Annotated in this window: 21 protein-coding genes; 15 read left to right on the forward strand and 6 right to left on the reverse strand. The window is 72.4% G+C overall.

The window, feature by feature from the left end; all coding sequences use genetic code 11:
* Window positions 1-134 precede the first annotated feature (134 nt).
* On the forward strand, window positions 135-1,907 hold the full coding sequence (locus tag ACFXI4_RS28535) for an acetyl/propionyl/methylcrotonyl-CoA carboxylase subunit alpha (RefSeq protein ID WP_384996221.1): 1,773 nt from the start codon (window positions 135-137) through the stop codon (window positions 1,905-1,907).
* A 74-nt stretch (window positions 1,908-1,981) separates the two neighbouring features.
* On the forward strand, window positions 1,982-2,530 hold the full coding sequence (locus ACFXI4_RS28540; RefSeq protein WP_384996223.1) for a TetR/AcrR family transcriptional regulator: 549 nt from the start codon (window positions 1,982-1,984) through the stop codon (window positions 2,528-2,530).
* Window positions 2,531-2,639: 109 nt separating this feature from the next.
* Here ACFXI4_RS28540 and ACFXI4_RS28545 read toward each other — a convergent pair whose 3' ends face one another.
* Window positions 2,640-3,572 (reverse strand): DeoR/GlpR family DNA-binding transcription regulator, encoded by a 933-nt coding sequence (locus ACFXI4_RS28545; RefSeq protein WP_384996287.1) that lies wholly within the window; start codon window positions 3,570-3,572, stop codon window positions 2,640-2,642.
* Between the two features lie 202 nt (window positions 3,573-3,774).
* Complete coding sequence (locus ACFXI4_RS28550) at window positions 3,775-5,223, reverse strand: NAD(P)H-quinone dehydrogenase (protein ID WP_384996226.1); 1,449 nt, start codon at window positions 5,221-5,223, stop codon at window positions 3,775-3,777.
* A 96-nt stretch (window positions 5,224-5,319) separates the two neighbouring features.
* On the opposite strand from ACFXI4_RS28550, the gene ACFXI4_RS28555 reads away from it, so the two are divergent.
* The 4 genes from ACFXI4_RS28555 to ACFXI4_RS28570 all read left to right on the forward strand — a co-directional run bounded on the left by ACFXI4_RS28555 (window position 5,320) and on the right by ACFXI4_RS28570 (window position 10,015).
* On the forward strand, window positions 5,320-5,760 hold the full coding sequence (locus ACFXI4_RS28555) for a gamma-glutamylcyclotransferase (RefSeq protein WP_362721301.1): 441 nt from the start codon (window positions 5,320-5,322) through the stop codon (window positions 5,758-5,760).
* 146 nt (window positions 5,761-5,906) lie between these two features.
* Window positions 5,907-6,731, forward strand: coding sequence for a purine-nucleoside phosphorylase (locus tag ACFXI4_RS28560; protein ID WP_384996229.1), 825 nt, complete (start codon window positions 5,907-5,909; stop codon window positions 6,729-6,731).
* A gap of 284 nt (window positions 6,732-7,015) precedes the next feature.
* Window positions 7,016-8,647 carry a phospho-sugar mutase gene (locus tag ACFXI4_RS28565; protein WP_384996231.1) on the forward strand — a complete coding sequence of 544 codons (1,632 nt, stop codon included), beginning with the start codon at window positions 7,016-7,018 and terminating at the stop codon, window positions 8,645-8,647.
* A gap of 183 nt (window positions 8,648-8,830) precedes the next feature.
* The gene (locus tag ACFXI4_RS28570) at window positions 8,831-10,015 is read left to right on the forward strand and encodes a hypothetical protein (protein WP_384996234.1); all 1,185 of its coding nucleotides are present in this window, start codon (window positions 8,831-8,833) and stop codon (window positions 10,013-10,015) included.
* A 311-nt stretch (window positions 10,016-10,326) separates the two neighbouring features.
* Here ACFXI4_RS28570 and ACFXI4_RS28575 read toward each other — a convergent pair whose 3' ends face one another.
* Both ACFXI4_RS28575 and ACFXI4_RS28580 read right to left on the reverse strand, forming a co-directional pair.
* A complete protein-coding gene (locus tag ACFXI4_RS28575) occupies window positions 10,327-10,461 on the reverse strand; it encodes a hypothetical protein (RefSeq protein WP_384996237.1) in 135 nt (44 codons plus the stop codon).
* A gap of 188 nt (window positions 10,462-10,649) precedes the next feature.
* Window positions 10,650-11,336 carry a PH domain-containing protein gene (locus tag ACFXI4_RS28580; RefSeq protein ID WP_384996239.1) on the reverse strand — a complete coding sequence of 229 codons (687 nt, stop codon included), beginning with the start codon at window positions 11,334-11,336 and terminating at the stop codon, window positions 10,650-10,652.
* A 228-nt stretch (window positions 11,337-11,564) separates the two neighbouring features.
* Between ACFXI4_RS28580 and deoC the strand changes: the two genes are divergently transcribed.
* Genes deoC through ACFXI4_RS28595 form a run of 3 tightly spaced genes read left to right on the forward strand, consistent with a single transcriptional unit; the run spans window position 11,565 to window position 14,859 of the window.
* Complete coding sequence (gene deoC / locus ACFXI4_RS28585; protein WP_384996242.1) at window positions 11,565-12,521, forward strand: deoxyribose-phosphate aldolase; 957 nt, start codon at window positions 11,565-11,567, stop codon at window positions 12,519-12,521.
* Window positions 12,522-12,542: 21 nt separating this feature from the next.
* A complete protein-coding gene (locus ACFXI4_RS28590; RefSeq protein ID WP_384996244.1) occupies window positions 12,543-13,979 on the forward strand; it encodes an aldehyde dehydrogenase family protein in 1,437 nt (478 codons plus the stop codon).
* Window positions 13,972-14,859 (forward strand): aldehyde dehydrogenase family protein, encoded by an 888-nt coding sequence (locus ACFXI4_RS28595; RefSeq protein ID WP_384996246.1) that lies wholly within the window; start codon window positions 13,972-13,974, stop codon window positions 14,857-14,859. The genes ACFXI4_RS28590 and ACFXI4_RS28595 overlap by 8 nt, the downstream gene beginning before the upstream one ends.
* Window positions 14,860-14,959: 100 nt before the next feature.
* Here the strand turns inward: ACFXI4_RS28595 and ACFXI4_RS28600 are convergent, their stop codons facing one another.
* Window positions 14,960-15,367 carry a hypothetical protein gene (locus tag ACFXI4_RS28600; protein ID WP_384996248.1) on the reverse strand — a complete coding sequence of 136 codons (408 nt, stop codon included), beginning with the start codon at window positions 15,365-15,367 and terminating at the stop codon, window positions 14,960-14,962.
* 127 nt (window positions 15,368-15,494) lie between these two features.
* On the opposite strand from ACFXI4_RS28600, the gene ACFXI4_RS28605 reads away from it, so the two are divergent.
* Window positions 15,495-16,130: a uridine kinase gene (locus tag ACFXI4_RS28605; RefSeq protein WP_384996250.1), complete on the forward strand. Its 636-nt coding sequence runs from the start codon at window positions 15,495-15,497 to the stop codon at window positions 16,128-16,130.
* Window positions 16,131-16,377: 247 nt separating this feature from the next.
* Here ACFXI4_RS28605 and ACFXI4_RS28610 read toward each other — a convergent pair whose 3' ends face one another.
* Window positions 16,378-17,115: a SigE family RNA polymerase sigma factor gene (locus tag ACFXI4_RS28610; RefSeq protein WP_384996253.1), complete on the reverse strand. Its 738-nt coding sequence runs from the start codon at window positions 17,113-17,115 to the stop codon at window positions 16,378-16,380.
* A 251-nt stretch (window positions 17,116-17,366) separates the two neighbouring features.
* Here ACFXI4_RS28610 and afsQ1 point away from each other — a divergent pair, with 251 nt between their 5' ends.
* From afsQ1 to ACFXI4_RS28635, 5 genes are all read left to right on the forward strand, one after another.
* Window positions 17,367-18,044, forward strand: coding sequence for a two-component system response regulator AfsQ1 (gene afsQ1 / locus ACFXI4_RS28615; RefSeq protein WP_177232965.1), 678 nt, complete (start codon window positions 17,367-17,369; stop codon window positions 18,042-18,044).
* 50 nt (window positions 18,045-18,094) lie between these two features.
* Window positions 18,095-19,606, forward strand: a complete 1,512-nt coding sequence (locus tag ACFXI4_RS28620; RefSeq protein WP_384996257.1) for an ATP-binding protein — start codon at window positions 18,095-18,097, stop codon at window positions 19,604-19,606.
* Complete coding sequence (locus ACFXI4_RS28625; protein ID WP_384996259.1) at window positions 19,606-20,208, forward strand: hypothetical protein; 603 nt, start codon at window positions 19,606-19,608, stop codon at window positions 20,206-20,208. Before ACFXI4_RS28620 ends, ACFXI4_RS28625 begins: the two co-directional genes overlap by 1 nt.
* Before the next feature lie 164 nt (window positions 20,209-20,372).
* Complete coding sequence (locus ACFXI4_RS28630) at window positions 20,373-20,924, forward strand: VanZ family protein (RefSeq protein ID WP_384996262.1); 552 nt, start codon at window positions 20,373-20,375, stop codon at window positions 20,922-20,924.
* 111 nt (window positions 20,925-21,035) lie between these two features.
* Complete coding sequence (locus tag ACFXI4_RS28635; protein ID WP_089099209.1) at window positions 21,036-21,233, forward strand: PspC domain-containing protein; 198 nt, start codon at window positions 21,036-21,038, stop codon at window positions 21,231-21,233.
* Window positions 21,234-21,281 lie beyond the last annotated feature (48 nt).

Below are 21,281 nucleotides of genomic sequence, written 5' to 3' on the forward strand. Positions count from 1 at the left end.
TGCGACAAGGGCTTTCGCGGGTCCGGCGAGCCTCGCATCACGCTCCGTGTGGGCAAGCTCACCATTGGGGACGGGTCGAAGTGCCGTGTCGGCCTTCCCTAAACTCGGCTTGTTTCAAGGAGGGAGCCTCAATCGTGCGCAAGGTGCTCATCGCCAACCGTGGCGAAATCGCTGTCCGCGTGGCCCGGGCCTGCCGGGACGCAGGGATCGCGAGCGTGGCCGTCTACGCGGATCCGGACCGGGACGCTCTGCATGTCCGCGCCGCGGATGAGGCGTTCGCCCTGGGCGGTGACACCCCGGCCACCAGTTACCTGGACATCGACAAGGTCCTGAACGCGGCACGCGAGGCGGGGGCCGACGCCGTCCATCCGGGCTACGGGTTCCTCTCCGAGAACGCGGAGTTCGCCCAGGCGGTCCTGGACGCGGGTCTGACCTGGATCGGTCCGCCGCCGCAGGCCATCCGCGACCTCGGCGACAAGGTCGCCGCCCGGCACATCGCCCAGCGCGCCGGCGCCCCGCTGGTCGCCGGCACCCCGGACCCGGTCTCGGGTGCCGACGAGGTCGTGGCCTTCGCGGAGGAGCACGGCCTGCCGATCGCCATCAAGGCCGCGTTCGGCGGCGGCGGACGCGGCCTGAAGGTCGCCCGGACCCTCGAAGAGGTCCCGGAGCTGTACGACTCCGCCGTCCGTGAGGCGGTGGCCGCCTTCGGGCGCGGAGAGTGCTTCGTGGAGCGCTACCTGGACCGGCCGCGGCATGTGGAGACGCAGTGCCTGGCCGACAAGCACGGAAACGTGGTCGTCGTGTCCACGCGTGACTGCTCGCTCCAGCGCCGCCACCAGAAGCTGGTGGAGGAGGCGCCGGCGCCCTTCCTGTCCGACGCCCAGGTCGCCGAGCTGTACCGCGCCTCCAAGGCCATCCTCAAGGAGGCCGCCTACGAGGGCGCCGGCACCTGCGAGTTCCTGGTCGGCCAGGACGGCACGATCTCCTTCCTGGAGGTCAACACCCGCCTCCAGGTCGAGCACCCGGTGACCGAGGAGGTCGCCGGCATCGACCTGGTGCGCGAGATGTTCCGGATCGCCGACGGCGAGGAACTCGGCTACGGCGACCCGGAGCTGCGCGGACATTCGTTCGAGTTCCGGATCAACGGCGAGGACCCGGGCCGCAACTTCCTGCCCGCGCCCGGTTCGGTCACCGCCTTCGACGCGCCGTCCGGCCCCGGTGTCCGCCTGGACGCGGGCGTGGAGGCCGGCTCGGTCATCGGCCCCGCCTGGGACTCCCTGCTGGCCAAGCTGATCGTCACCGGCCGCACCCGCGCGGAGGCCCTGCAGCGGGCCGCCCGCGCCCTGGACGAGTTCCAGGTCGAGGGCATGGCCACCGCCATCCCCTTCCACCGCGTCGTGGTCCGGGACCCGGCGTTCGCCCCGGAGCTCACCGGCTCCACGGACCCGTTCACCGTCCACACCCGCTGGATCGAGACCGAGTTCGTCAACGAGATCAAGCCCTTCGCCGCGCCCGCCGACGCCGAGGCGGAGGAGGAGGCCGGCCGTGAGACGGTCATCGTCGAGGTCGGCGGCAAGCGTCTCGAGGTCTCCCTCCCGTCGTCCCTGGGCATGAGTCTGGCCCGTACCGGCCTCGCCGCGGGCGCCAAGCCGAAGCGCCGGGCCGCCAAGAAGTCCGGCCCGGTCGCCTCCGGTGACACCCTCGCCTCGCCGATGCAGGGCACGATCGTCAAGATCGCGGTCGAGGAGGGCCAGGAGGTCAAGGAGGGCGACCTGGTCGTCGTCCTGGAGGCCATGAAGATGGAGCAGCCACTGAACGCCCACAAGGCGGGCACCATCAAGGGCCTCGCCGCCGAGGTCGGCGCTTCCCTCACCTCCGGCGCCGTGATCTGCGAGATCAAGGACTGACGACGCCCCGACCCGCATCGCCCGGCGAACGGCACCCGCCCGTTCGCCGGGCACCGGACTTTCTGGAACGGCCCATGCGCGCCGACGCCCGCCGCAACTACGACCGGCTGCTCGCCGAGGCCCGTGCCGTCTTCGCCGAGCACGGCACCGACGCCTCGCTGGAGGACGTGGCCCGCCGGGCGGGCGTGGGCATCGGCACCCTGTACCGCCACTTCCCGAACCGGCACGCCCTGATGGGCGCGGTCTTCGAGGACGCGGTGGACGAACTGCTGTCCAGGGCCGGAGAGTTGCGGTCGGCTCCCGAACCGTGCCGGGCCCTGCTGACCTGGCTGCACGAGGTGGTCGTGCACGCGGCGGCGTACCGGGGCCTGTCGAGGGCCCTGCTGTCGGCCTCAGCGGCCTCGGACCTGGCCCGCTGCGGCACTCCGATGCGGGAGGCCGGCGCGGCCCTGCTGACCCGCGCTCAGGAGGCGGGAGCGGTACGGGCCGACGTACAGATCGCCGACCTGCTACAACTCATCCACGCCATCGCCCTGGCAGTGGAGGAGTCACCGGAAGATCCTGACCTGGTGAACCGCTTGCTGACCCTGACCCTGAAGGGACTCAAGCCGGAGCAGCCCTAGGAGTACGGGGCTGTCCCGATGTGCGGCTCCGCCGCGTAAGCGCGACCAGCCACGGCGGTCCCGCACTCGCGCGGTGACGGGACCGGCCCGGCGCCCGGACGCCGGGCGCTCACCGCCGCCGCATGTCGGCGACCCGCCCCCGCTCGGACCCGGTCGGCTGCTCCCCGTTCAGCATCGAGGCCGACCGCAGCCCCGACCCGGGCACCTGGCCCCGCCGCGGCCCCGGAAGGGATACGTCCCGACGCTGTTGATGCTGTTGCTGGCGCGCCGGGACCTGATCACCCCCCGGGTTCCCCGACGCTCCGGCCACAGCGATCTGCACCCCCTGATCGGCGAGGGCCTGGAGCTCCGTGCCGGCACGGTCGTCATGAGCCGGCGGCTCGTCGGTGACCAGGCGGGTGATGACGTCCGTCGGCACGGTCTGGAACATCGTGTCCGTACCGAGCTTGGTGTGGTCGGCGAGGACGACCACCTCCGCGGCGGCCTGCACCAGCGCCCGGTCGACGGACGCCGACAGCATGTTGGAGGTGGACAGCCCCCGCTCGGCCGTCAGGCCACTGCCCGACAGGAAGGCCTTCGACACCCGCAGCCCCTGCAGGGACTGCTCCGCTCCGGAGCCGACCAGGGCGTAGTTGGAGCCGCGCAGGGTGCCGCCGGTCATCACGACCTCGACACGGTTGGCATGGGCCAACGCCTGCGCCACCAGCAGCGAATTGGTGACGACGGTGAGTCCGGGCACCCGCGCCAGCCGGCGCGCGAGTTCCTGGGTGGTGGTACCCGCCCCGACCACGATGGCCTCGCCCTCTTCGACGAGACCCGCGGCGAGATCGGCGATGGCCGTCTTCTCGGCGGTCGCGAGATGTGACTTCTGCGGAAAGCCGGACTCCCGCGTGAACCCGCCCGGCAATACCGCACCGCCATGCCGGCGGTCGAGGAGTCCTTCTGCCTCCAGTGCGCGCACGTCCCGCCGTACGGTCACTTCTGAGGTCTGGACGACGCGGGCGAGCTCACGGAGCGATACGGCCCCGTTCGCGCGCACCATTTCGAGGATCAATTGGCGACGTTCTGCAGCGAACACGAAACTGACAGTAACCCCAACGACCGTCTGCTTTCAGCAGTTTGCGCCGAATAGCAGAAGTTGTTCGCACGGCAGGGTCGGGAGTGGTATAGGACCTACCCCGCCCGACTATGCCGTACGCATGCGCGACAACTCCCCGTGACCAGCGGGGAGTCGGATCCGGCCGTCAGAGTTCGCTGCCGATCTTCCGCGTGTGCAGCTGCCGCGCGACCTCGGCGATCGAGCCGGAAAGGGACGGGTACACGGTGAACGCGTTCGCGATCTGTTCGACCGTCAGATTGTTGTCGACGGCGATCGAGATCGGATGGATCAGCTCCGAGGCCCGCGGCGAGACCACCACGCCGCCCACCACGATCTCGGTGCCCGGCCGGCAGAACAGCTTCACGAAGCCGTCCCGGATGCCCTGCATCTTCGCGCGCGGGTTGCGCAGCAGCGGCAGCTTCACGACCCGGGCGTCGATCTTGCCCGCGTCCACGTCCGCCTGGGTGTACCCGACCGTCGCGATCTCCGGATCGGTGAAGACGTTGGACGAGACGGTCTTCAGGTTCAGCGGGGCCACCGCGTCGCCGAGGAAGTGGTACATCGCGATCCGCCCCTGCATGGCGGCCACCGACGCCAGGGCGAAGACGCCCGTGACGTCACCGGCCGCGTACACCCCCGGGGCCGTCGTCCGCGACACCTTGTCGGTCCAGATGTGCCCGGAGTCGCGCAGTTTGACGCCCGCACCCTCCAGCCCCAGGCCGGCGCTGTTGGGAATCGCGCCGACGGCCATCAGACAGTGCGAACCGGTGATGACCCGGCCGTCCGCGAGCGTCACCTCGACCCGGTCCCCGACCCGCTTGGCGGCGGCGGCGCGCGAGCGCGCCATGACGTTCATGCCACGGCGGCGGAAGACGTCCTCCAGGACGGCGGCCGCGTCCGGGTCCTCACCCGGCAGCACGCGGTCCCGGGAGGACACCAGCGTCACCTTGGACCCCAGCGCCTGGTACGCGCCGGCGAACTCGGCACCGGTCACACCCGACCCGACCACGATGAGCTCCTCGGGCAGCTCGGTGAGGTCGTAGACCTGGGTCCAGTTCAGGATGCGCTCGCCGTCCGGCTGTGCGTCCGGCAGCTCACGGGGGTGGCCACCGGTCGCGATCAGCACGGCGTCCGCGGTGAGGGTCTCCTCGCTGCCGTCCGCGGCCGCGACCACGACCTTCCGCGACCCGTCCAGGGCCTGCATGCCCTCCAGCCGGCCGCGCCCGCGCACGACCCGGGCACCTGCCCGCGTCACCGACGCCGTGATGTCGTGCGACTGCGCCAGCGCGAGCCGCTTCACCCGCCGGTTGACCTTCCCCAGGTCGACGCCGACCACTCGGGCCGCCTGCTCCAGCGGCGGGGTGTCGTCGGCGACGATGATCCCCAGCTCCTCGTACGAGGAGTCGAAGTTGGTCATCACCTCGGCCGTGGCGATGAGGGTCTTCGACGGCACGCAGTCGGTCAGCACCGACGCTCCGCCCAGACCGTCGCAGTCGACGACGGTCACCTCCGCGCCGAGCTGCGCGGCCGCCAGCGCCGCTTCATATCCGCCGGGTCCGCCACCGATGATCACGATCCGAGTCACGTACTCCATTGTCCCGCACCCCCGGAGGTGCTATCGCCCCGGGGCGCCGCCCGGTGCCTCGAGGGGCTGGAGAGGCACCCGGGACCACTGCCGTACCCTCTCTCCATGTCGTCGCTCTACGCCGCGTACGCCGGCAATCTCGACGCACGGCTGATGTCCCGCCGCGCCCCGCACTCCCCCCTCCGCGCCACCGGCTGGCTGAACGGATGGCGGCTGACCTTCGGCGGCGAGCAGATGGGCTGGGAGGGCGCACTGGCGACGATCGTCGAGGACCCCCTGTCGCAGGTCTTCGTCGGCCTCTACGACCTGGCGGCGATGGACGAGGAGTCCATGGACCGCTGGGAGGGCGTCGGCATGGGCATCTACCGCCGGGCCCGGGTGCGCGTGCACACCCTGGAGGGCGAGGAGAGCGCCTGGCTCTACGTCCTCAACGGCTACGAGGGCGGCCTTCCCTCGGCCCGCTACCTCGGCGAGATCGCCGACGCGGCGGAGTCGGCGGGCGCCCCGCACGACTACGTCATGGAACTGCGCAAGCGCCCCTGCTGAGGAGCCCCCAACCCTCACAGACCGCCCACAGCCGTTACAAAAGTTACCTGCGTCACACCACTCGTTGGAAACGACAAGACAACGATCGCCATCCCGTGAGCTCCCTCATCTACGCGCGTAGGCCCAGACCGGCTACTCTCATCCGCGTGAACGCATCTCTTCTTCCGGACGACATCCAGGGCGACCCCCATGCCGCAGCCGGGGCGGCCGCCGCGCGCCTGCGCGAACTCACGGGCGCCGAGACCCACGACGTCGCCCTCGTGATGGGCTCCGGCTGGGCTCCGGCCGTCGACGCCCTCGGGGCCCCCGACGCCGAGTTCCAGGTCACCGAGCTGCCCGGCTTCCCGCCGCCGGCCGTGGAAGGGCACGGCGGCAAGATCCGCTCGTACTCCTTCGGTGACAAGCGCGCGCTGGTCTTCCTGGGCCGCACGCACTACTACGAGGGCCGCGGCGTCGCCGCCGTCGCACACGGCGTGCGCACCGCCGTCGCCTCCGGCTGCAAGACGATCGTCCTCACCAACGGCTGCGGCGGCCTGCGCGAGGGCATGCGGCCCGGCCAGCCGGTCCTCATCAGCGACCACATCAACCTCACGGCCACCTCCCCGATCGCCGGCGCGAACTTCGTGGACCTGACGGACCTCTACTCGCCCCGCCTGCGCGCCCTGTGCAAGGAGATCGACCCCACCCTCGAAGAGGGCGTCTACGCGCAGTTCCCCGGCCCGCACTACGAGACCCCGGCCGAGATCCGCATGGCCCGCGTCATCGGCGCGGACCTGGTGGGCATGTCCACGGTCCTCGAGGCGATCGCGGCCCGCGAGGCGGGCGCCGAGGTCCTCGGCATCTCCCTGGTGACCAACCTCGCCGCGGGCATGACCGGCGAACCCCTCAACCACGAGGAGGTCCTCCAGGCCGGCCGCGACTCGGCGGCCCAGATGGGCGAGCTGCTGGCGCAGGTGCTGGGCCGGCTGTAACCCCCGTCACGGCGGACGTCCGCGGGCCCGTCGTGACCGTTCGCCCAGTTCCCCGCGCCCCAAGGCCGGCGCGCTCGCCCACGGCGGGAAGGGGCCGGGGCGGGGAGTCCCCGCCCGCAGCGTCCGGCGTTCGGCACCCCGTACGGCACGAGACAGCACCACCGGTCCGAGGACGGAGACTCCGCGCCCCGGACCCGATTCACCACCGCCCGCAGGCGCCACGCGCACCCCCACCGAAGCAGCACCGGCGCCGCAGGCACACCACGAGAGGTTGGACGACGACCGTGCACGACGATCTCATCGCCCGGGCCAGGACCTGGCTGGCCGAGGACCCCGACCCGGACACCCGCGACGAGCTCGCCGAGCTCATCGGCGCGGGTGACGTCACCGAACTGTCGGCCCGCTTCAGCGGCACCCTCCAGTTCGGGACCGCGGGCCTGCGCGGCGAACTCGGCGCGGGCCCCATGCGCATGAACCGCTCCGTCGTCATCCGGGCCGCCGCCGGCCTCGCCGCGTACCTGAAGGCCCACGGCCGGGGCACCGGAACCGTCGTCGTCGGCTACGACGCCCGCCACAAGTCCGCCGACTTCGCCCGCGACACCGCGGCCGTCATGACGGGCGCCGGCCTGCACGCCGTCGTACTCCCCCGCCCCCTGCCCACCCCGGTCCTGGCGTTCGCCGTACGGCACCTGGGCGCGGTCGCCGGCGTGGAGGTCACCGCCAGCCACAACCCGCCCCGCGACAACGGCTACAAGGTCTACCTCGGCGACGGCTCCCAGATCGTCCCGCCCGCCGACGCGGAGATCGCCGCCGAGATCGAGGCGATCACGACCCTCCACGACGTCCCCCGCCCCGACACCGGCTGGGAAACCCTCGACGACACCGTCCTGGAGGCCTACCTGGCCCGTACGGACGCCGTCCTGGCCCCCGGCTCCCCGCGCACCGCGCGAACCGTCTACACCGCCATGCACGGCGTCGGCAAGGACACCCTCCTCGCCGCCTTCGCCCGGGCCGGCTTCCCGGCACCGGTCCTGGTCGCCGAGCAGGCCGAACCGGACCCGGACTTCCCGACCGTCGCCTTCCCCAACCCGGAGGAACCCGGCGCGATGGACCTGTCCTTCGCGCAGGCCCGCGCCACCGACCCGGACCTGATCATCGCCAACGACCCGGACGCCGACCGCTGCGCCGCGGCCGTCAAGGACGACGGCGAGTGGCGCATGCTCCGCGGTGACGAGGTCGGCTCGCTCCTCGCCGCCCACCTGGTCCGGCGCGGCGCCACCGGCGTCTTCGCCGAGTCGATCGTCTCCTCCTCCCTCCTCGGCCGGATCGCCGAGAAGGCGGGGCTGCCGTACGAGGAGACCCTCACCGGTTTCAAGTGGATCGCCCGCGTCGACGGCCTGCGCTACGGCTACGAGGAGGCCCTCGGCTACTGCGTCGACCCCGACGGCGTCCGCGACAAGGACGGCATCACCGCCGCGCTCCTGCTCACCGAGCTGGCCTCGGTCCTCAAGGAGGAGGGCCGCACCCTCCTCGACCTCCTCGACGACCTCGCCGTCGAGCACGGTCTGCACGCCACCGACCAGCTCTCGGTCCGCGTCGAGGACCTCTCCGTCATCGCCGACGCCATGCGCAGGCTCCGTGAGCAGCCCCCGACCGCACTCGCCGGGCTCCCCGTCACCGGAGCGGAGGACCTGACCCGGGGCACGGACCGGCTGCCGCCCACCGACGGCCTGCGCTACACGCTCACCGGCGCCCGGGTCGTGGTCCGCCCCAGCGGCACCGAGCCCAAGCTGAAGTGCTACCTGGAGGTGGTCGTCCCGGTGGCGGCCCGCGACGCCCTCCCGGCGGCCCGCGCCGAGGCGGCCCGGACCCTGGCCGCGATCAAGCGGGACCTGTCCGAGGCGGCCGGCATCTGACCCGGGGGGCGCCCCCCGGGGCGCCCCCCGGCCCCCTTCATCGGCTCGGGCACGGATCCGTAGCACCCCATCGGGTGATTTCCCGGCGGTAGTTGACCCGGGTTCCACGTCCTGCCGCGGCGGCCGGGAAACGGTGGTCGGGTAACGCCCGCCACCGCCGTACCGGAGTCTGGAGCCGCCGCCGTGTCCTCGACCGCCCCCGACACCGCCCCCAGCGGACACATCCCGGGCTCCCGACGACCCCTTCTCCCCACCGCCGCCACCCCGCGCCACGCGCTGCGCCGGGCGGCGCCGGCCCTCGCCGCGTATCTCGGCGTACGGCTCACCGGGCTGCTGTTCCTCGTCGTGTGGGCGCACCGCCGCCACCACGGGGTGTGGCCGATGCTGGCGGCGCAGTGGGACTCCCGCTGGTATCTCGGGATCGCCGACCACGGCTACACGCACACCCTCGGGACCGCCTTCGACCACAACAACCTGGCGTTCTTCCCGCTGTACCCGCTGCTGGTCAAGGCCGTGGCCGTGCTGACCCCGGGCACCCGGGCCAGTACCGGCCTCGGCCTCGCCTGGCTGGCGTCGCTGGTCGCGGCCTGGGGCGTGTTCGCGGTGGGCGACCGGCTGGCCGGGCGGCGGGCCGGGGTGCTGCTCACCGTGTTGTGGGCGGCCTACCCGGTGGGTCTGGTGGAGTGGATGGGCTACACCGAGTCGCTGTTCACGGCGTTCGCCGCGTGGGCGCTGTACGCGGTGCTGGACGAGCGCTGGCTGTGGGCGGCGGCCGGCTCGGTACTGGCCGGGCTGACCAGGCCGACCGGCATCGCGGTGGCCGCCGCCGTCTCGGTCACCGCGCTGCTCGCCCTGCGCACCCGCTTCTCGGTCCGCGCCCTGACGGCGGCCCTGGTGGCCCCCCTGGGCTGGTGCGCGTACGTCGGCTGGGTGGGCGTCCGGCTCGGCCGCTGGGACGGCTACTTCGCCGTCCAGCGGATGTGGCACAACGAGCTGGACGGCGGCGCGGAGACCGTGCACTGGCTACGGCACCTGTTCGGACAGGTTCCCCGGCCGGAACTGTTCCTGGTGGTGGTGAGCCTGACGGTCCTCGCGTCGGTGGTCCTGTTCGGGCTCGCGGTGGCGGACCGTCAGCCGCTGCCGCTGCTGGTGTTCGGCGCGGTCCTGCTGGTGATCGTGGTGGCCAGCGGGGGCGTCTACTTCCCGCGGGCCCGTTTCCTCCTGCCCGGTTTCCCGCTGCTGCTGCCCGTCGCCGGGTACCTCGCCCGCGCGTCACGGCGGTTGCGGGTGCTCGCGCTGACCGTGGCGGTCGCGGGGTCCGCGTACTGCGGCGCGTACATGCTGCTGGTGTGGCCGAGCGCGCCGTGATCGACGGGAGGTCGGGCCGCCGCCCGCGTCCCGGACACCTACGGCCGCAGGGGTGACCGCGCGCCGGGACCGCGAAGGGATGTGCTCCGCGCCCTCTCGGAGGCGTCCGCCCTCCGCGGGCATCCGCCCCTCGGGCGTTCCGCCGCCCCGGCACCTCGGCGGAACACGGTCGCCGCGCACGGGCCCGGCACGGGGTCCGGTTCCTCCACCCGGCCTGATGCGGTGCCGGGCCCCCGGGCGCGCGGCAGGCGACGACAGCCACCCCCGTCCTGCCCGGAGCGGCCGTTCACGTGGTCCGCGGCGCGCGGGTTTCAGGGGGTGTGGAACATCTGGTCGGTGGGGCCGTGTTCGACGATCACGACGGTCACCTCGTCGGTCGGCTCGTGGACGGTCTCCTCGATGCGGCGGGTGGAGGCCGGGTCCAGGGCGGAGCAGGGCTCGTCCATCAGCAGGACCCGGGGGCGGACCGCGACTACCGCTGGTCCCGCGCCGGCACGGCCACGACCGCCGCCGCGGTCTGTCCGGCCGGCCACCTCGACGTCCGCCGACCCCGCCCCGCCCGAATCCCTGAAACGACGGTGCCGGGCCTCCCGCCACCCGGGAGGCCCGGCACCGTGCGTGCCGGCAGGCCCGGTCAGCCCGTCGCCAGCAGGATCGCCAGGAGCACGGCTCCGGCGATCGCCGGGGCGGCCACCTCGTACGCCCAGCGGACCGTGATCGCGCCCTGCGCGGACTCGGCCTCGCCTCGGTTCTCCAGCATCTCCCGCAGGTCGTCCATGACCTTGTCGGTCTCCGCGCGCACCGGGCCGTCCGCCTCCTCCGGGGGCCGCAGGCCGCCGAAGCCGGTGCCCGTGGCGAAGCCGCCGAGGCCGCCGCGGGCGCCGAACCCGCCGCCCTCGGCCCCGGTGCGTCCGCGCCGCGCGTCCGACGCCGCCTTGGCCTGCCGGCGCGCCGCCTTCTTCCGGCCGCGCAGGGACACCGGGATGGCCCACAGCTGGTACTTCGCGCCGTCCTTGGTCACGATCTCGTTCGAGAACCCGGAGCGCAGGCCGGCGACCTCCCCCCACGGGATCGTGACCAGCCGGAACGGGTTGCGCACCCGCAGCCGGTCCTGTCCCGCGAACACGACCGGGCGCAGGGTGAAGGCGACCACCAGCGGCACGATAAGGATCATCGCGGCGAGCGCGAGCCACGGGGTGCGGCCGTGCCCCCGCGACAGCGCGTCGATGCCGAGCCAGCCGATGATGACGAGCAGGAGTACTCCGCCGATCAGCGCCTGCGGCGATCGATAGGCGTGGTCCTTGACGAGGGGCGAGGTCATGCCGCCGATTGTGCCTCAGGCGTGCGCCGGGCGGCCGAGTGGTGTGCGGCGTCACGCGGTGAGAGGCGGACCGTCACGCCGTGAGAGGCGGGTTCGCCGGGCGCCGCGGGCCGTACGGGCCGGTCACGCGGTCCCCGAGCCACCAGAGGGGGCGGCCCCCCGGCCGTTCCTGAGAAGAACCGTTCCGTCGGGGTGTACAGCCGCTACGCGCGTAGATATGCTCGTCTGGTGACCATGCCCACCACCGCACCCCACGCACTTGCTGACGTCACCGCGTCCGACAGCACGCTGCGCCGCTTCCTCCACGGGCTGCCCGGCGTCGACGCGGTCGGCCTGGAGGCGCGTGCCGCCTCGCTAGGCACCCGTTCCATCAAGACCACCGCGAAGGCGTACGCCATCGACCTCGCCATCTCGATGGTCGACCTGACGACGCTGGAAGGCGCGGACACCCCGGGCAAGGTCCGGGCGCTCGGCGCCAAGGCGGTCCATCCCGACCCGACGGACCGCGCGACCCCGGCCACGGCCGCTGTCTGCGTCTACCCCGACATGGTGGCCGCCGCCAAGCAGGCCGTCGCCGGTTCGTCCGTCAAGGTCGCCTCGGTCGCCACCGCCTTCCCGGCCGGCCGCGCGGCGCTGCCGGTCAAGCTCGCCGACGTGCGCGACGCCGTGGCCGCCGGTGCCGACGAGATCGACATGGTCATCGACCGCGGGGCGTTCCTCGCCGGGAACTACGGCAAGGTGTACGAGGAGATCGTCGCCGTGAAGGAGGCCTCGGGCGCCGCCCGGCTCAAGGTCATCTTCGAGACCGGCGAGCTGTCGACGTACGACAACATCCGCCGGGCCTCCTGGCTGGGCATGCTCGCGGGCGCCGACTTCATCAAGACCTCCACCGGCAAGGTCGCGGTGAACGCGACCCCGGCGAACACCCTTCTCATGCTGGAGGCCGTGCGCGACTTCCGCGCGCAGACCGGCGTCCAGATCGGCGTCAAGCCCGCGGGCGGCATCCGGACCAGCAAGGACGCGATCAAGTTCCTCGTCCTGGTGAACGAGACGGCGGGCGCCGACTGGCTGGACAACCACTGGTTCCGCTTCGGTGCCTCCTCACTCCTGAACGACCTGCTGATGCAGCGTCAGAAGCTGGCCACCGGCCGCTACTCCGGCCCCGACTACGTGACGGTGGACTGACCGACCATGGCCAAGGAAAAGATGACCACCGCATTCGAGTACGCACCGGCGCCCGAGTCCCGCTCCGTCGTCGACATCGCGCCCTCCTACGGCCTCTTCATCGACGGCGAGTTCACCGACGCCGCCGACGGCAAGGTCTTCAAGACGGTCAGCCCGTCCACCGAGGAGGTCCTCTCCGAGGTCGCCCGGGCCGGCGCCGAGGACGTCGACCGCGCCGTCAAGGCCGCCCGCAAGGCCTTCGAGAAGTGGTCCGCGCTGCCGGGCTCCGAGCGCGCCAAGTACCTCTTCCGCATCGCGCGCATCATCCAGGAGCGCAGCCGCGAGCTGGCCGTCCTGGAGACGCTGGACAACGGCAAGCCCATCAAGGAGACGCGCGACGCCGACCTCCCCCTGGTCGCCGCGCACTTCTTCTACTACGCGGGCTGGGCGGACAAGCTCGGCCACGCGGGCTACGGCGCCGACCCGCGCCCCCTGGGCGTCGCCGGCCAGGTCATCCCCTGGAACTTCCCGCTGCTGATGCTGGCCTGGAAGATCGCCCCGGCACTGGCCACCGGCAACACGGTCGTCCTCAAGCCGGCGGAGACCACGCCGCTGTCGGCCCTCTTCTTCGCGGACATCTGCCGCCAGGCGGGCCTGCCCAGGGGCGTCGTCAACATCCTGCCCGGCTACGGCGACGCGGGCGCCGCGCTCGTCGCCCACCCGGACGTGAACAAGGTCGCCTTCACCGGCTCCACCGCCGTCGGCAAGGAGATCGCGCGCACGGTCGCGGGCAGCCGCAAGAAGCTCACCCTCGAACTGGGCGGCAAGGGCGCGAACATCGTCTTCGACGACGCCCCGATCGACCAGGCCGTCGAGGGCATCGTCAACGGGATCTTCTTCAACCAGGGCCAGGTCTGCTGCGCGGGCTCCCGGCTCCTCGTCCAGGAGTCGGTCCACGACGAGCTGCTCGACTCCCTCAAGCGCCGTCTGTCCACGCTCCGTCTCGGAGACCCGCTGGACAAGAACACCGACATCGGCGCGATCAACTCCGCGGAACAGCTCGCACGGATCACCTCCCTCGTCGAGCAGGGCGAGGCGGAGGGCGCCGAGCGCTGGTCCCCGGCCTGTGAGATCCCCTCCGCCGGCTACTGGTTCGCCCCGACGCTCTTCACGAACGTCACCCAGGCGCACACCGTCGCCCGCGACGAGATCTTCGGCCCGGTCCTGTCGGTCCTGACCTTCCGCACGCCCGACGAGGCCGTGGCGAAGGCCAACAACACGCCGTACGGGCTGTCCGCCGGCATCTGGACCGAGAAGGGCTCGCGGATCCTCGCCGTCGCCAACAGGCTGCGCGCGGGCGTGATCTGGTCCAACACGTTCAACAAGTTCGACCCGACCTCGCCGTTCGGCGGTTACAAGGAGTCGGGCTTCGGTCGCGAGGGCGGCCGCCACGGCCTGGAGGCATACCTCGATGTCTGATCGCCTGTCTGTCTTCAAGACCTACAAGCTGTACGTCGGCGGGAAGTTCCCGCGTTCCGAGAGCGGCCGGGTGTACGAGGTGACGGACTCGAAGGGCAACTGGCTGGCCAACGCGCCGCAGTCGAGCCGCAAGGACGCCCGGGACGCGGTCGTGGCCGCGCGCAAGGCGTTCGGCGGCTGGTCCGGGGCCACGGCCTACAACCGCGGCCAGGTCCTCTACCGCGTCGCGGAGATGCTGGAGGGCCGCCGGGACCAGTTCGTGCGCGAGGTCGCGGACGCCGAGGGCCTCGGCAAGTCCAAGGCCGCCGCGGTCGTGGACGCCGCCGTCGACCGCTGGGTCTGGTACGCGGGCTGGACCGACAAGATCGCCCAGGTGGCCGGCGGCGGCAACCCGGTCGCGGGCCCCTTCTTCAACCTCTCCTCCCCCGAACCGACCGGCGTGGTGACCGTCCTGGCCCCGCAGGAGTCGTCGTTCCTGGGCCTGGTGTCCGTGGTCGCGCCCGTGATCGCCACCGGCAACACGGCGGTCGTGGTCGCGAGCGAGAAGGCGCCGCTGCCGGCCCTCTCGCTGGCCGAGGTGCTCGCCACCTCCGACGTCCCCGGCGGAGTGGTCAACATCCTCTCCGGCCGTACGGCGGAGATCGCGGCGCCCCTCGCCGCCCACCAGGACGTCAACGCGATCGACCTCGCGGGCGCCGACGAGTCGCTGGCGAAGGAGCTGGAGATCGCGGCGGCCGACAACCTGAAGCGCGTCCTGCGTCCACAGCCTGTGGACGACTGGACGGCGGCGCCCGGGACGGACCGCATGACGGCCTTCCTGGAGACGAAGACCGTCTGGCACCCGACGGGGGCGCTGGGCGCGTCAGGGTCTTCCTACTGATCCGTCTCCGTGCGCGGGGAACTGCGGGCCGCCCGAGGCTGGTCCCGCAGTTCCTCCCGGCATTCGGCCGGGGCTGCCCCCGGCGCCCCGCACGGGGCGCTCAGCTCCCCGCGTTGCCGAGCATCTGTCCCACCGCCGGCAGCGACCCGACCGACGAGGCCTGCGCCACCGGCCCCGTCAGCATCTTCGACGACACCGGCCGGAAGTCGGCCACCTTCGTCCCCACCCCGTTGTCCAGCGGGTCGACACCCGTACCCGCCAGCGGGTTGGGCTTCAGCCCCGCCACCGGCCCCGTGACGTACGGCAGTACGGCCCCCAGCGCCTGCACACCCGACTTCGGGTCGAGGTGGCCGAGGGAGGTGGGCCGGGTGTGCACCCGGGGGTCCACGACGTGCTGGGTGTCCGCGGCGGCCGTCGCGGCGCCCGCGCCGAGCGCGGCTGAGGCCGCGGCGAGTGCGACCAGGGCGCGCTGAGCGGTCGGATACGGGGAGGACGCGGTACGGGCCATCGCTGGTGCCACCTTCGAGTGCTCAGGGTAAGCGGACAGGCACTCAGGGTAGTTGAGGTGTGAGTCACGCTCCAAAGGCGACCCGCGGGGTCGGCAGCGGGCCCCCCATACGTCAAACTGGTGTTCCGTGAGCCTTCATCTCCCGCCCTCCGCCCGTGTCGTGCTGCTGTGCGGCCCCTCCGGCTCGGGCAAGTCCCTCGTCGCCGCCCGCTCCGGACTGCCCGTGCTGCGCCTCGACGACTTCTACAAGGACGGCGACGACCCGACGCTGCCGCTGGTGGCGGGGAGTTCGGACATCGACTGGGACCACCCGCAGTCCTGGGACGCGGAGATCGCGGTCGAGGCCATCGCCCGGCTCTGCGCCACGGGGTCGACGCCGGTACCGGTGTACGACATCTCGCTGAGCGCCCGTACCGGCGAGGAACCACTGCACATCGGCCGTACCCCGCTGTTCATCGCGGAGGGCGTCTTCGCCGCCGAGATAGTGGAGCGCTGCCGCGAGCGGGGGCTGCTGGCCGACGCGCTCTGCCTGAACCGGGGCCCGATGCGGACCTTCCGGCGGCGCTTCCTGCGCGATCTGAAGGAGGGCCGCAAGTCGGTGCCGTTCCTGCTGCGCCGCGGCTGGCGGCTGATGCGCGCGGAGCGGACGATCGTGGCCCGCCAGGTGTCGCTGGGCGCGCACCCGTGCGACCGGGACGAGGCGCTGGGCCGGCTGGCGGCGGCCGCGGTGGGCCGGCAGAGCCGGGACCGGGCGTCGGCCTGACCCCCGTACCCGCGGACGGGGCAGCACGGCGGACGTGACGGAAAAGCGGGACTGGACGGACCCCCCGGCCCTCCAGTCCCGCTCCCGCCGGCCCCGCCGAACACCCCCGAGTCCCCCGTGGCGGAGCTCCCCCGTGCTTTCCCCCGCGAGTCCCCCCGGACTCGCTTCCCCCATGGGCCCTGACTCGCAGTCCCCCGTGAGTCCCCCCAGGCCCTCCCCGTCGGGATCCCCCCGGATCCCCTTACCTTCAGGCGACGAGCTCCCCGAAGGCGTTCTCCTCGTCACGGCCGAAGCTGAGGACCTCGTCCTCGCGCAGCCGGCGGAGCGACCGCCAGATGCTGGACTTCACCGTGCCGACACTGATGTCGAGGATCTCCGCGATCTCCGGGTCCGTGCGGCCCTCGTAGTAGCGCAGGACCAGCATGGTGCGCTGGAGTTCGGGCAGCCGGGCCAGCGCCTGCCACAGGACCGCGCGCAGCTCGGTGCCGCTCATCGCGTCCGTGTCGCCGGGCGTCTCCGGCAGTTCCTCGGTCGGGTACTCGTTGAGCTTGCGGCGCCGCCAGGCGCTGATGTGCAGGTTCGTCATCGTCCGCCGCAGGTAACCGCCCACGGCCGCCTTGTCGCTGATCCGTTCCCACGCCCGGTACGTCGAGAACAGCGCGCTCTGCAGCAGGTCCTCGGCCTCGTAGCGGTCACCGGTCAGGTGGTAGGCGGTCGCGTACAGGGAAGCGCGGCGCTCCTGGACGTAGGCGGTGAACTCCGCCTCGGTCAGCGAGCGCTGCTCCCCCGTGTCCTCCCCGTGTGCGGATCCCCCGTGCGCTTCCCCCGCGCAGCCGTCGACCACCGTCATGTAGGCGGTGTGCTGACGCCCGGTGCCGCGAGCGCACCCCCGCCCGCTCACGGCACCGGACTTCTCGGAACCCCGGTTCACGTCGTGCAGACGCGTGATCACTGCGCTGGTGCTGTGACCGATCAGCGTGTTCATCTCGCGCCCCCCGTCGTGGACTTCCGGTAGTTCGGCTTGCCCAGGCTCCGCGCCACCCGCTCGCTTGCCTGTGCCGAGAACTCTGCCGGGCCACCTTCACGGCCGTATCCGCCGACTGTCACAGACCTGTCACAGGGATCCGGCACAGAGCGTCCACACACGATGCACAGGTGGTGGCGGTGACGAGGTTCGCGGGCGGCTACGAGCCGCACAGGTCGTACGACAGGCCTCTCATGGGCCAGAATGAGCCCGTGCCTTCCCTGTTGCTGATCGAGGACGACGACGCCATCCGTACGGCCCTGGAGCTCTCTCTGACGCGCCAGGGGCACCGGGTGGCCACCGCTGCGACCGGTGAGGACGGTCTGAAGCTGTTGCGCGAGCAGCGGCCCGATCTGATCGTCCTCGACGTGATGCTGCCCGGCATCGACGGGTTCGAGGTGTGCCGGCGGATCCGGCGCACGGACCAGTTGCCGATCATTCTGCTGACCGCGCGCAGCGACGACATCGACGTGGTGGTCGGGCTGGAGTCCGGGGCCGACGACTATGTCGTCAAACCCGTCCAGGGCCGGGTGCTCGACGCCCGGATCCGGGCCGTGCTGCGTCGCGGGGAGCGGGAGTCCACCGACTCGGCGACCTTCGGCAACGTCGTCATCGACCGGTCCGCGATGACCGTGACGAAGAACGGCGAGGACCTCCAGCTGACCCCGACCGAGCTGCGGCTGCTGCTCGAACTGAGCCGGCGGCCGGGGCAGGCGCTGTCCCGGCAGCAGTTGCTGCGGCTGGTCTGGGAGCACGACTACCTCGGTGACTCCCGGCTCGTGGACGCCTGTGTGCAGCGGCTGCGTGCCAAGGTGGAGGACGTGCCCTCCTCGCCGACCCTGATCCGTACCGTCCGTGGTGTCGGCTACCGCCTGGACGCCCCTCAGTGACGGACCGGCAAGGGGGCTTCCGCGGCTGGGCCGCGGATCGCAGGGGGGCCATGTCCAGGCTGCGTTTCACCAGTCTGCGGCTGCGGCTCGTCGTGGTCTTCGGGCTCGTCGCGCTGACCGCGGCCGTGTCCGCGTCCGGCATCGCGTACTGGCTGAACCGCGAGGCCGTGCTCACCCGCACCCAGGACGCGGTGCTGCGCGACTTCCAGCAGGAGATGCAGAACCGGGCGGGCGCGCTGCCCGTCCATCCCACCCAGGACGAACTCCAGCGCACGGCCGGTCAGATGGCCGGCAGCAGCCAGCGGTTCAGCGTGTTACTGGTCGGACAGGACCCGGACGGCAAGACGGTGTACGGCAGTTCGGACGGGCTGAGCGCGTTCGCGCTCGACGACGTGCCCCGGTCCCTGCGCACCGCCGTCGACAAGCAGCAGAAGCTGACCGACTCCAACAAGTCGGCCTACCACCTGTACTGGCAGCGGGTCGTCGACCACGGCACGCCGTACCTGGTGGCCGGGACCCGGCTGATCGGCGGCGGGCCGACCGGCTACATGATGAAGTCCCTGGAGCCGGAGGCGAAGGACCTCAACTCGCTGGCGTGGTCGCTGGGCATCGCCACCGGGCTGGCGCTCATCGGCTCGGCCCTGCTCGCGCAGGCCGCCGCGACGACCGTGCTGAAGCCGGTGCACCGACTGGGCGTCGCCGCGCGGCGGCTCGGCGAGGGCAGGCTGGACACCCGGCTGCGGGTGTCGGGGACGGACGAACTCGCCGACCTGTCACGGACGTTCAACGACGCGGCCGAGGCGCTGGAGAAACGGGTCGACGACATGGCCGCGCGGGACGACGCCTCGCGCCGCTTCGTCGCCGACATGAGCCATGAACTGCGGACGCCGCTCACCGCGATCACCGCCGTGACCGAGATCCTGGAGGAGGAGCTGGAGGCGGAGTCAGGGTCGATGGACCCGATGATCGAGCCCGCCGTCCGGCTGGTCGTCAGCGAGACGCGCCGCCTCAACGACCTCGTCGAGAACCTGATGGAGGTCACCCGCTTCGACGCCGGTACGGCCCGGCTGGTCCTCGACGACGTCGACATCGCCGACCAGATCACCGCCTGCATCGACGCACGGGCCTGGCTGGACGCGGTGGAGCTGGACGCCGAGCGCGGCATCCACGCCCGCCTCGACCCGCGCCGCCTCGACGTGATCCTCGCCAACCTGATCGGCAACGCGCTCAAGCACGGCGGTTCGCCGGTACGCGTGTCGGTGCGCATGGACCAGCAGGAGGGCGGCGAGCTGGTGGTCGCCGTGCGCGACCACGGACCCGGTATCCCCGAGGACGTCCTGCCCCACGTCTTCGACCGGTTCTACAAGGCGAGCGCCTCCCGGCCGCGCTCCGAGGGCAGCGGCCTGGGCCTGTCCATCGCGACGGAGAACGCCCGGATCCACGGCGGCTCGATCACCGCGGCCAACTCGCCCGAGGGCGGCGCGGTGTTCACCCTGCGGCTGCCCAGGGACGCCTCGACGCTGACCGCGGAGAGCCAGGACGCCGGGGAGAAGGACGCCTGATGCACGGACGAAGACTTCTGGCCCTCGCCGGGCTGGCGCTCGCGCTCTGCGGGTGCGGGATCCGGGCCACCGAGGTGCCGACCGACTTCGGCGGGGCGCCCTCGCGGGTGCCGTGCTCGATGACCCAGCCGGACCTGTCGGCCCAGCCCGAGCAGGGGGTGCCGGTGCAGGTGTTCCTGCTGTGCGGCTCCGCGCTGGTGACCGTGGACCGGGCGGTACGCGTCCCGGAGGGCACGGCGGACGCGCAGCGGCGGGTGATCGTCGCCCAGGGGCTGCTCGACCAGCTCGCGGAGACGCCCACGGCCGCCGAGAAGTCGGCGGGCTACACGACGTACGTGCGCGGCGGGATGTCGGTCGTGGGGCCCCGGCCCGGGGATCCGGAGGACACGCTGCGGCTGAGCACGTCGCCGGCCCGGCTGACGTCGTACGCGCTGGGCCAGATCGTGTGCACGCTCTCCGACTCGGCCGCGGCCGAGGGCGATGGTTCGGTGATCCTGGGCGGGCCGGGGCGGGAGCCGCTGCTGCGGTACGAGTGCACGGACGCGGTACGGAACTCTCCGAGCGGGAACCGGCCGCCCTCCGGGGAGGTTTCTTCCGGGTGAGGGGCGCTTCGGCGCCTCGTGGGGGCCGGGGAGCGTGGTGCGGCGGGTGCGGGCCGGAAGTGGTTGCCCGCGCCTCTGACGGGGCTCTCCGCTCAGCCGTGTGGGGAAAGCCTCACCCCCTCGCATCCGGAACCGTTCGCGTGCGCCGGGGCGTCTTGTGGGGCGTGCAGCGTCAAGGCTCCATCGGCGGCAGCGCCGCGATCCGCGTCCGTGTGGCAGGGGGTGTCCTCCTTGTCGCCCATCTCGCGTTCGTCGCCTGGCTGATGCTGCGGCCACTGGACGTGCCGTGGGTGATGCCCGCCAACCTGCACCCGTTCGCCGGGATCCGCGCCGATCTGGCACTGGGCCCGCTCGAGGCCGCCCACCGGATCGGTGAGGGCCTCGCGCTGCTCGCCCCGCTGGGTGTGCTGCTCCCGCTGGTCCACGGCCGGCTCCGTGTCTCGCCGCTCGCCTCCCTGATCCGTACCGCCGCCACGGGCGCCCTGATCTCGCTCGGCATCGCCCTGCTGCAGACCGGGGTGCCCGGACGGGTGGTGGACGTCGACTCGGTCCTCCTGAACACGGCCGGCGTGCTCGTCGCGCATCTGGCGGTGGTTCCGGCGGCCCGCTCCCGGCTCCGTCGGCGAGGTGGGCGGCGCCGGCCGGCGGCCCTCCCCCAGGAGGACCCGGCTCAGGGTCGTACCCCGACGATTCCCAGGGTCGGGATCGCCCCGTAGAGCGACGCTTCGACCTGGTTCGTCTCCGTACCGTTGAGGGCAGACGAGGAGCCGCACGGGCCGCCTCGAACCGGTCGCGCAGCGCACCGGGGACTCACGAAGGAGACGCGGATGTCCAGCCTCGCCCGCCCCACCCACGGCCGCATGATCGGCGGAGTGTGCGCCGCGCTGGCCCGCCGCTTCGGCACCTCCGCGACGACGATGCGAGTGATCTTCCTGCTGTCGTGCCTGCTGCCGGGCCCGCAGTTCCTGCTCTACATCGCGCTGTGGATCCTCCTCCCCTCGGAGGAGAAGGCCACCGCCTGGTGACACCTCGGGTCGGCAACGCCGTCGGGGCGCACCGGATGACTCCGGTGC

It is taken from the genome of Streptomyces sp. NPDC059224, assembly GCF_042754285.1.
Lineage (GTDB): Bacteria > Actinomycetota > Actinomycetes > Streptomycetales > Streptomycetaceae > Streptomyces.

Excerpts from the sequence above, each read along its gene's own strand:
- ACFXI4_RS28540 (WP_384996223.1), top strand. The coding sequence starts at position 1,982 with ATGCGCGCCGACGCCCGCCGCAACTACGACCGGCTGCTCGCCGAGGCC.
- ACFXI4_RS28545 (WP_384996287.1), bottom strand. The coding sequence starts at position 3,572 with ATGGTGCGCGCGAACGGGGCCGTATCGCTCCGTGAGCTCGCCCGCGTC.
- ACFXI4_RS28550 (WP_384996226.1), bottom strand. The coding sequence starts at position 5,223 with ATGGAGTACGTGACTCGGATCGTGATCATCGGTGGCGGACCCGGCGGA.
- ACFXI4_RS28555 (WP_362721301.1), top strand. The coding sequence starts at position 5,320 with ATGTCGTCGCTCTACGCCGCGTACGCCGGCAATCTCGACGCACGGCTG.
- ACFXI4_RS28575 (WP_384996237.1), bottom strand. The coding sequence starts at position 10,461 with ATGGACGAGCCCTGCTCCGCCCTGGACCCGGCCTCCACCCGCCGCATC.
- ACFXI4_RS28580 (WP_384996239.1), bottom strand. The coding sequence starts at position 11,336 with ATGACCTCGCCCCTCGTCAAGGACCACGCCTATCGATCGCCGCAGGCG.
- ACFXI4_RS28590 (WP_384996244.1), top strand. The coding sequence starts at position 12,543 with ATGACCACCGCATTCGAGTACGCACCGGCGCCCGAGTCCCGCTCCGTC.
- ACFXI4_RS28595 (WP_384996246.1), top strand. The coding sequence starts at position 13,972 with ATGTCTGATCGCCTGTCTGTCTTCAAGACCTACAAGCTGTACGTCGGC.
- ACFXI4_RS28600 (WP_384996248.1), bottom strand. The coding sequence starts at position 15,367 with ATGGCCCGTACCGCGTCCTCCCCGTATCCGACCGCTCAGCGCGCCCTG.
- ACFXI4_RS28610 (WP_384996253.1), bottom strand. The coding sequence starts at position 17,115 with ATGAACACGCTGATCGGTCACAGCACCAGCGCAGTGATCACGCGTCTG.
- ACFXI4_RS28620 (WP_384996257.1), top strand. The coding sequence starts at position 18,095 with ATGTCCAGGCTGCGTTTCACCAGTCTGCGGCTGCGGCTCGTCGTGGTC.
- ACFXI4_RS28625 (WP_384996259.1), top strand. The coding sequence starts at position 19,606 with ATGCACGGACGAAGACTTCTGGCCCTCGCCGGGCTGGCGCTCGCGCTC.
- ACFXI4_RS28635 (WP_089099209.1), top strand. The coding sequence starts at position 21,036 with ATGTCCAGCCTCGCCCGCCCCACCCACGGCCGCATGATCGGCGGAGTG.